Source organism: Paracoccus indicus, from assembly GCF_003056335.1.
Classification (GTDB): Bacteria; Pseudomonadota; Alphaproteobacteria; order Rhodobacterales; family Rhodobacteraceae; genus Paracoccus; species Paracoccus indicus.
In genome coordinates this window covers 1-8,200 of sequence record NZ_PYWA01000017.1, presented here as the reverse complement: position 1 = coordinate 8,200, position 8,200 = coordinate 1, and the positions used below count along the sequence as shown (strand labels likewise).

Below are 8,200 nucleotides of genomic sequence, written 5' to 3'. Positions count from 1 at the left end.
GCTTCAACAAGCTGAAGAACGCCCGCCGCGTCGCCACCCGCTACGACAAAACCGCAGAGAGCTTCTTGGGGTTCATCGACATCACCTCGATCCGTCTCTGGCTCCGCCATTTGTCAACATGACCTAGCGCGGCAAGGGGCAAGCGCCGCACGCTGAGGCAGCCCAAACAGTTAGAAAATCAGAGGGCAGAATGGCGTTGCGGATTACTGATCGATTCATGATCCCCCCACCATTCAGCCAAAGCGCCAAATGCCTTCTGTTCCTGTGCATGCCACCGAACAATAATCTACCGCCGATTGCTTGGCATACGCGCCCCAAGAGCATAAGCTATGCGATGAAGTTGGGGTGGACCGCCAGCCTGCATCAGCAGCTCTGGAAAACAATTTGCGCAACGTGAAACCGGAAATAATTTTTAGATGAAAAAAATTGTGATTCATATTGGGCAGCCCAAAACTGGAACAACCACTCTACAAAAAGCTCTTCTGCGCAATCGCAAAGAACTGGAAAAACAGGGCTTTATATACCCTCGTCCGAAATTTGGCATAAACCACTCTCAACTCACAATACCATTTTCTAAAAATATTCAGAGATCAATGGTGATTCATGTCGGCAATAACTACAAGAAAGCTAGAAAAGAATCCATTGAGATTTGGAGGGATACTATAGCCCAATTTTCAGGATCAACATTTCACACGTTACTTCTGTCCAGTGAGTTTTTATTCTCTTCCCGTCGCCTTGAAAATTTACCTGACTTCATCAGAGAGAATTTTGACTTTCGTGGCGAAATTGAACTATTTGCATACATGAGAACGCCTTCTGAACACTATGTTTCTCTCATCCAACAACACCTCAAAGCTAGTGGAAAAATTTGCCCACTGCCTGCGATTAACTTGGAAAGATTAAAATTACTTTCCTCCATAGCAAAACTAAGAATTAGAAAATTCTCGAAATCTGGATTAATAGATAATGATATCACCTCAGATTTTTGTTATCACAATAAAATCGATTGTGCGAAATTTTCAAGAACCACGAAGAAAGCCAACGTAAGCCTATGTGCCGAAGGCATGATCCTACTTCAAGAGTATCGAAAAAATAACCATGCAGATAAGCAAAACATCTTCACGGAAGATACAAAGAAACTGATTAATTTAATCAGCTCAGAACAGACACAATACCCAGGTCGATACACCAAACCATCTTTAAAACCAGAATTCTCTAAAATCCTAGATGGTCCAACTCCCACACATTTGTGGCTCAAGGAAATTCATGGTGTCGACCTCACAAAGCGATATCCATTCGCGCCTTCGTTCTCTCGAAACGTTAAAGATGTCGAAGACATAAGCGACCTAATTTATTACGATCACAACGCCCTAAAAAACCTTAGAAGAATAGTTGGAATGCAATGAATTAAACTCCTATCAGTCATCTCCTTTGCGACACACTGCGCTGCAAAGCTCTATTCTGTATTATACTTTCGTTAGCATAAGCTCAGAGAGAATGCACACTCGGGAAGGAACAGATCGGGCAGCTCCAAGAAGTATTCCTTGTGTGCAGCAAACAGATCAAAGTTATGATCAAGCAAGAGTCATCTTTCGTCTACATGATCGTGGCCTAGCCGCTAGGCCTCAACAGTGAAGCCTTGGGCCGAGTGAGTGGGCCGAGCACGGTGTAGCAAATCTTCCAGCTGAAGGGTCGTCAGGTTCGTAAGTACGCTTGGTCTTGCACTGTCACATGCAGGCCATACTTTCCGCCGCCACAGCCCTGACAAGCAAGGTCTATTGACTTGGTCCTTGCAGGCACTGGTAATCGAGCACCACACCTCCGAGCCTCCAGGTCGGCATCTGTTGCGCGCGGCCTAGGCATGCGGACAGAGGCTCAACCTGAGCAGATTCAGATGGGGCAATACAAAAGCATGCTGGAGGCTAGACGCGGATCCAACACTATGTTGACGAACTTGTCTTAAAGTTGTCCAAAGACAATCAATCGTCTAGTGCAAGGCGGCTGAATTTTTTCAAAAAGACGAAGGGCTTTAACCGATGGCAAGCGTAACACTGGCCGATGCTGCAAGAACGCCGAGAATTGGGGTTGCAGGCTCATTCGGCCGCGGGAACTACGGCGACGAACTATACGTGAAGAACTATGAGTACTGGTTCTCACCTTGGGCGAAGCTCTTTCTGATGTCGGGCCTGCCTCAGCAGACCTATCTGTCCAAGTTGAAGAACGAATTCGTGGACATGATGGATGCCATTGTCCTCGGCGGTGGTGATCTTCTTTGTCCATACAGGGAAAAGATCGATCATGACTTCATCAACAGGTCCTATCTAAGACGGCCTGTGCATGTTGCAGGCATTGGCGTTGAGCTCAATCGTAAGGACATTCTTCCGAATGTTTTGGAGCGCTGGACGCGTTTCTTGACGGATGAGAACATCCGATCAATTTCAAATCGCGATGCTGGTTCAGCTGCATGGATCCGGGAGCATGTCCAGCCTAAGGTCAAGGTGACTGATCATCCGGACATGGTGCTTGCCCTGCCCTTGCCAAAAGCGGTTAAACCGGATGGAGCTCCGATTGTTGGCCTGACCACGCGCCATATAAAGCACGAGAAAGAGTACCGCATTATGGAGCGTGCGGCAGCCTATCTTTCGGCGCAAGGGTGGAAAGTACGTCATATTATTGGCGGTGTTGGTGGCCATGGTGCGAAGGACTTCGAAAATTCGAAGCTGCTAAGGCATGAGGGTAAAGAGGTTGTCTATTCAGAGAACCTGAACGACATCAGCAGGGCACTGGGTGAATGCTCCCTCGTGCTGAGTATGAAGCTTCACACGACGATCGTCTCCGCCATGTACGGTGTTCCGACAATCAGTGTTAACCCTGTCGTCAAGGCCAAGGCATTCATGCGCTCAATTGGGTGTGAAGAATTGACGGTTTCCCCCATGACCGATGATCTGATGGACATACTTAAAGCCGGAATTCCTTCTTCTCCCTGGGAGCATGTTCAGCCAGTTAAAGAGCAAGCTGCTGCTTACATGAAGCGGCTTAGCCAAAATATTTGGGATGAGTTCTTGGAGCAGCACCCGGATCTGGCAGCATCTCTGCCGAAGGAAGTTCCGGTTCCTGAGCGCAAGGATTTCTTCTAGCTTCCCAAATATGATCATCACAGCTCAACACATTTCGTCCTCTCAGCTAACGCTGAGGGGCGGTCTTTCTATGCTTGAAGCCCAGTGGGTACCGTGAAAATAGGAATCGCAACCACGACTCCCTTCTTCAAACTGGCCGATCCGACTGATCAGTCATCCCACTTTGGAAGCTCTCCCATGGCCGCGGCAGTCATAGTTGTCTTGTAACGGCCATCTTCCCAAGTCAGGGCATCCATCTGCACGACTACGTCGGAGTCACCTATGTCGAGGAACCCGTCCTCGACATCGACCACTACGGCGACAGGCATGCCAGAGTCATCGATCAGCACGGTTTCAACCTCGCCAATCTTGTTGTCGTTGCTTCCTATGATGGTGACATCATCAAGGCTGGAGTAGCCCGAGACGTCCACCGTCTGCGCGACAGCTGCGCCAGCAAGAGGGATCGTTAAGGCAGCAATGATCGAACTTTTCAGCATGTAATCTATCCTATGGTCGAGTTGCTGTCACAACGCTGGCCAAACCGGGTCGTTCCATAGGCGAAATGCTGCGACTTTTTAGCGCCCCGCATAGTGCTGCTTCTGCCAGATTCATCTCATCTGAATTACAGTTGAGCATTTTGCGGCGAAAAGCTGCACGCCGCGCCGAGTGCGAAGGCCAGATTGGTTTCCAAAAGTGTCTGCGAGTTCTTGAAATACAGTAGCCGATCCCCACCCGTGCTTCCTTCCCAAGCAGTTGGAACTTCGGTTTACGCGGGCTCCTGTCGCGTACACCACCCAACCAACCGCTTCGACGAACCGATCACGCGCCACGCGGCGTGATTGTCCAATCCTTGACGCGTTTGGCGGTATGGGCGGCAAAGGCTTTGCGCGCGGAAATACGCAGCGGGCTGGGCTGAATCGGCGGGCAATCCACCGCATCGAAGCTGTAGCCGGTATGATGAAGCTCCGGCAGAAAGGCGCATTCGACGATGCGTCGGGCCGTGTCGCCGTACATGTCGTGACGGCGGCTGGCCTCTTTCGGGCGTTCGGTGGTCTTGGTGGTGATGTCGCCGATGGCCACGCTTTCGGGCAAGTCCAGTTCGCGGCGGACATGCTCCAGATCTTCGGCCAGATGCTCTTGCCGGATGCAATAATCGTAGAACGGAATGCCCCGCACGCCATAGAGGACGAAATCCGTCACGAATTCGCCCCCTTCGACGAACTTCGTGAACTCGGCGCTGTCTTCCAGACGGCTCTTCTTCAGATAGAAGAACTGCGAGATGATCTTCTCCCAAGGGTTTCGCTCGACCGTGATGATCTTGTAATCGGCAACACGGTCTCCGAACATCATGTAGGGATGGGCGATGTTGGAATGCTCCTTGAAGCCGAACTGCTGACGCTTGCCGCCCTTGTCGATGTCGAACAGGTTCTTCTGCATCGACAGCGCGTTTGCAGGCTCGTTGGCAAAACGCGGTTCACGGCGTTCGGCCAGATCGGTGACGATGTCGCCTTCGGTGCAGGCGCGCGACAGGGCGATCTCGACCGTGGTTCCGGCGGTCTTCTTGGTCTTCACGAAAATGAACTTGCGGGAATGGCAGATGATCATGGAGTGTATTGCCGCCTGATGTGTTGACGTGATGGGCGCCGTGCGGGGGGGCATGCAACAGTCACCCCGGAAGCACCCCTATTTCGATTGCAGCTGTGCAGCCTTCTGCGGTTGTCCGGTGGGCGGGCCGACCTGGTCGATGATGCGCTCGGCCACGATCTGGCACCATTGGTCGTTGCCATGCAGCACGTCCTGGGCCTGATACTCGGGCAGCAGCCGCAATTGATCGTCCCCCGTCTGCGCCCGCACGTCGATGATCCTGACCCCGATCGCCGAAAGCCGGTCGATCATCACCTGATCATAGGCCAGCCAGGCATCCTTCTGATTGTCGGGATAACGACACGCCCCCAACAGGAACGACACCGCCGGTACATGTCGCAACAGTTCCTCGTGAAAGCCGACGAATGTCTCGACATAATCGCCGGCCGCCGCCCGCAGGATCTTGCGCGAGAAGAGCGCCCCGTTGTCGGGATCGGCCGATTGCACACGGCGGGCAAAGCGATAGCTGGCCGCGCCAAGGGACGACACGACCGGCAGGCCCGCCGCCAGGATGGTCTGCAATTGCGCGTCCAGCCTTTCACGGGCCTTGACCATCACCTGGATGACATCGGCATCTGCGCGGGGAAACGCCTCGCGGATCATGGCCGAGGTGATATGCAGCCCCCCCTTCTCCGCGGTATAGAATTGACCGTCGAAATGCTTGGCCGGCGCAGTCATCGAATGACGGAAGACGATCGCGGGGGCCAGGTGTTTCCAGACCGACATGGCATGGCTGTCGCCGATGACGGAAGCCTCCAGGTAGGCGCGCTCGATCCTAGTTTTCATTGTACTTGTCCAGTTCGACCTCGTCGCAGATCGCATCGCCCTCGGCCAAGGCGATATCGGCCCGGGCCCGGGCCTGGGCGTCCTCATCCGGACGCGGCGGCCCTGCATCCATCTCGTCGACGCCAAGTCCCGCAAGGAAGTGGCGCATGACGAAGGCGACACCCTCTGGCGTCACCTCGCGCCGGTCGGCCTCGAACATCGGCAAGGACAGCGCCGGGTGCGAGACGAGTTCGTACGAGGGGAAGTAATCGACATCGTCGTGCAGATCGGCCATCTCGCCTGCAACAGCGCGCAGAATGGATTTAGATTTCACCGTCGAGACCAGCACATGCGCACCCGGCACCGCGGTTGCGGTCAAGGGTACGGGCGACACGGTCAGGATCATCCTCATCCGTGGATTGACGCCATGCAGCAGATCACGGATCTGCTGCAATTGGTCCAGAACCGTGGCGAAGCGGGCGTTGGTGAACTGATGGCGATCGGAGTCGAAATCGCCAGCCTGCGTGCCGGGGCAGCTGGCATAGACAAGACCTGTTTCCCTGTTCGACCACGTCTCGGTCAGGCCCAGAGTGAAGATGAAGACATCAGCCTGCTCGATTCCCCGCCGCAGTGCCGTCAGGGTCGCATCGCGTGCGGCGAACAGATCGTCGACGCTTTCGAAACCGCCGGGTTCGATCGACGGGCGGACCGGGTCATGGAATTCATCGCCCTCCCCCCAGATCTCGCGGTCCATCCGCGACGGATCGGCCATCCATCGAAGCCATTGCAGCAGCATCGAAGCGGTGTAGACATTTCCCGTCCGGAACGAGAACAGGCCATAGCCGAACTGTTCCCGCATCTTTTCGGGCAAGACCGCGGGCGCCTTTTCGACCAGCATCCGGTTCAGCCCCGCCCGGTGCAGGGCCTTGCCGATATGCTGGGCGAAACATGATCCGACCGTCAGGAAGCTGTCTTCCCTGGACAGCGCGATCTTGGGCGACCACAGTTTCGGCAGCAGTTTCCCTGACCCGGCATGACGGGCAACGCCCGTCCGCCAATACGCCTGCGCAGGTAGTTTGCTGTAGGGGTTCATTTCGACCTGACCTCAACTCGTAAAACAGAACGCAAATCCAGACTGACACACCGCGCGATCGACGGCTTACTTGGATGTGGTGGAGACCGCGACCTTCCGTGCCTTGGCGGGTTTGCGGATCAGCCAATCCGCATCGTAGTACTTATCCTCGACGATCAGGGCACATTCCTTGCGCAGCTTTTGTTCGCGATGCTTGGATTCCTTCAGCAGCTTCTTGAACTTTGCATCTTCGGACCGGTCCGCTTCGGCCATCTGCTGCTTCAGTTCGCGACGACTCGCGGCTTCATCGCCGATCTGCTGCCAGAAGACCGCGGCATGCTTGCGCTTTTCGTTCAGCGGTTCCAGATAGTGGTCGAGCGACCGGAACAGGCCGCTACCGACCAGCAGGTCCTCCAGTTCGGCGGTGTGATCGGCTTCCTGCAGTCGTTCGATTCCGTGATAGTGATACATTCGGATCTGCGGGCCGGGCGGGAAATCCTTGCCATCGACGGGATAATTGAACTCGGGGCCCAACTCCTCGTAACGGGCACCGGATCGTGCGATCGCCACCGGCAGGGATGCCTGGTCCAGCCAGGGGCGCTTGGCCTCGTCGTCGACGCTGTCGTCGAAGTCCAGCGTCATGGCGGTATCCAGCCACAGCTCTCCGAAGCGGTCTCCCGAGGGCGTCACCTCCGGGAAGGCCACGAAACCCGCGTTGAAATAGGGTGGATGTTCGCGATCGGTGCGCAGCATCCTGACGCGTTCCTCGGGCGTCTTCAGTCCGAAGATGGCATAGGTCGCATCCCAGACCTCGATGAAGCGCCGCGCAAAGCCTGCCACCGATTCAGGCACGACGCCGACCGCATCGGTCTGGAACAGCCGCGGATCGTCCATCGGGCAGGTGATGTAGGTGTCGGTATCGATGAAGATGCAGAACTCGGTGTCGCGCCGCTCAGCTACCGCCAGGATCTTGTTCCCATGCAGATAGGGCTTGTTGTATCGGCGCCGGTTGAATGCCAGTTCGCGCGTCAATTCGCGGATCGGAGCATTCATATCCTGATGGAACTTGCGCACACGCTCGGGAATGTCCTGCAACGTTCCCTTGGGACAATAGGGAATGATCACTGCATCGGGGTGGTGTTTCCTGAGTGAAATCAACAGCGGAGCAGCTGGCGACACCAGATGCGGCGGATCAATGACATAGATGATCGAGCATCGGCCCGAATCCAGCATGTTATTCAAGCGACCAAACCCGTATTTATTAATATAGACAAAAAGGGAGCTAATCCATTGGACTTTCTTTTAACTTTCACAAAATGCGTCTTTTTGTCGAGTCCTATCGTTAACGGAAGGTTAACGCCGTCATGGAATTGCAGAATTCCCTTTTTCTGAGTTATGGTGCTGACCTGCGCGCCGGAACGTCCCTCGGTTTAATGTGGAGTTTGCTCCACGACGAAGGAGCAGACGACATGAGGGAAAGCCGCTTCACCGAGGCGCAGATCATTGGGATGATCAAGGAGCTGGAAGCCGGAATGGCGACGGCGGAGGTCTGTCGCCGTCATGGGCTCAGCGCGGCGACGTTCTACAAGCTCAGGGCCAAGTA

8 protein-coding genes and 1 pseudogene are annotated in these 8,200 nt (G+C 54.6%); 4 read left to right on the top strand and 5 right to left on the bottom strand.

Annotated features, from left to right (window positions below):
* The 3 genes and pseudogenes from DDE75_RS16900 to DDE75_RS16895 all read left to right on the top strand — a co-directional run.
* Positions 1-122 (top strand): annotated as a pseudogene (locus DDE75_RS16900) (IS5/IS1182 family transposase); the annotation flags it as partial.
* Positions 123-416: 294 nt separating this feature from the next.
* Complete coding sequence (locus DDE75_RS17410; protein WP_162799103.1) at positions 417-1,406, top strand: hypothetical protein; 990 nt, start codon at positions 417-419, stop codon at positions 1,404-1,406.
* Between the two features lie 630 nt (positions 1,407-2,036).
* Positions 2,037-3,137 (top strand): polysaccharide pyruvyl transferase family protein, encoded by a 1,101-nt coding sequence (locus tag DDE75_RS16895; RefSeq protein WP_108503555.1) that lies wholly within the window; start codon positions 2,037-2,039, stop codon positions 3,135-3,137.
* Positions 3,138-3,286: 149 nt separating this feature from the next.
* Here the strand turns inward: DDE75_RS16895 and DDE75_RS16890 are convergent, their stop codons facing one another.
* The 5 genes from DDE75_RS16890 to DDE75_RS16870 form a co-directional block, all read right to left on the bottom strand.
* The gene (locus tag DDE75_RS16890) at positions 3,287-3,613 is read right to left on the bottom strand and encodes a PRC-barrel domain-containing protein (protein WP_245894788.1); all 327 of its coding nucleotides are present in this window, start codon (positions 3,611-3,613) and stop codon (positions 3,287-3,289) included.
* 322 nt (positions 3,614-3,935) lie between these two features.
* Positions 3,936-4,688 (bottom strand): hypothetical protein, encoded by a 753-nt coding sequence (locus tag DDE75_RS16885; RefSeq protein WP_162799102.1) that lies wholly within the window; start codon positions 4,686-4,688, stop codon positions 3,936-3,938.
* Between the two features lie 111 nt (positions 4,689-4,799).
* The gene (locus DDE75_RS16880; RefSeq protein WP_108503553.1) at positions 4,800-5,546 is read right to left on the bottom strand and encodes a hypothetical protein; all 747 of its coding nucleotides are present in this window, start codon (positions 5,544-5,546) and stop codon (positions 4,800-4,802) included.
* Positions 5,536-6,618 carry a GSCFA domain-containing protein gene (locus DDE75_RS16875; RefSeq protein WP_108503552.1) on the bottom strand — a complete coding sequence of 361 codons (1,083 nt, stop codon included), beginning with the start codon at positions 6,616-6,618 and terminating at the stop codon, positions 5,536-5,538. Before DDE75_RS16875 ends, DDE75_RS16880 begins: the two co-directional genes overlap by 11 nt.
* A gap of 66 nt (positions 6,619-6,684) precedes the next feature.
* On the bottom strand, positions 6,685-7,839 hold the full coding sequence (locus DDE75_RS16870; protein WP_162799101.1) for a hypothetical protein: 1,155 nt from the start codon (positions 7,837-7,839) through the stop codon (positions 6,685-6,687).
* Between the two features lie 191 nt (positions 7,840-8,030).
* On the opposite strand from DDE75_RS16870, the gene DDE75_RS16865 reads away from it, so the two are divergent.
* The coding region (locus tag DDE75_RS16865) for a transposase (protein WP_245894789.1) at positions 8,031-8,200 on the top strand (170 nt) is incomplete at its 3' end.

What these genes read in the sequence shown, in the direction of transcription:
- DDE75_RS17410 (WP_162799103.1), top strand. Translation starts at nt 417, where the DNA reads ATGAAAAAAATTGTGATTCATATTGGGCAGCCCAAAACTGGAACAACC.
- DDE75_RS16880 (WP_108503553.1), bottom strand. Translation starts at nt 5,546, where the DNA reads ATGAAAACTAGGATCGAGCGCGCCTACCTGGAGGCTTCCGTCATCGGC.
- DDE75_RS16875 (WP_108503552.1), bottom strand. Translation starts at nt 6,618, where the DNA reads ATGAACCCCTACAGCAAACTACCTGCGCAGGCGTATTGGCGGACGGGC.
- DDE75_RS16890 (WP_245894788.1), bottom strand. Translation starts at nt 3,613, where the DNA reads ATGCTGAAAAGTTCGATCATTGCTGCCTTAACGATCCCTCTTGCTGGC.
- DDE75_RS16895 (WP_108503555.1), top strand. Translation starts at nt 2,037, where the DNA reads ATGGCAAGCGTAACACTGGCCGATGCTGCAAGAACGCCGAGAATTGGG.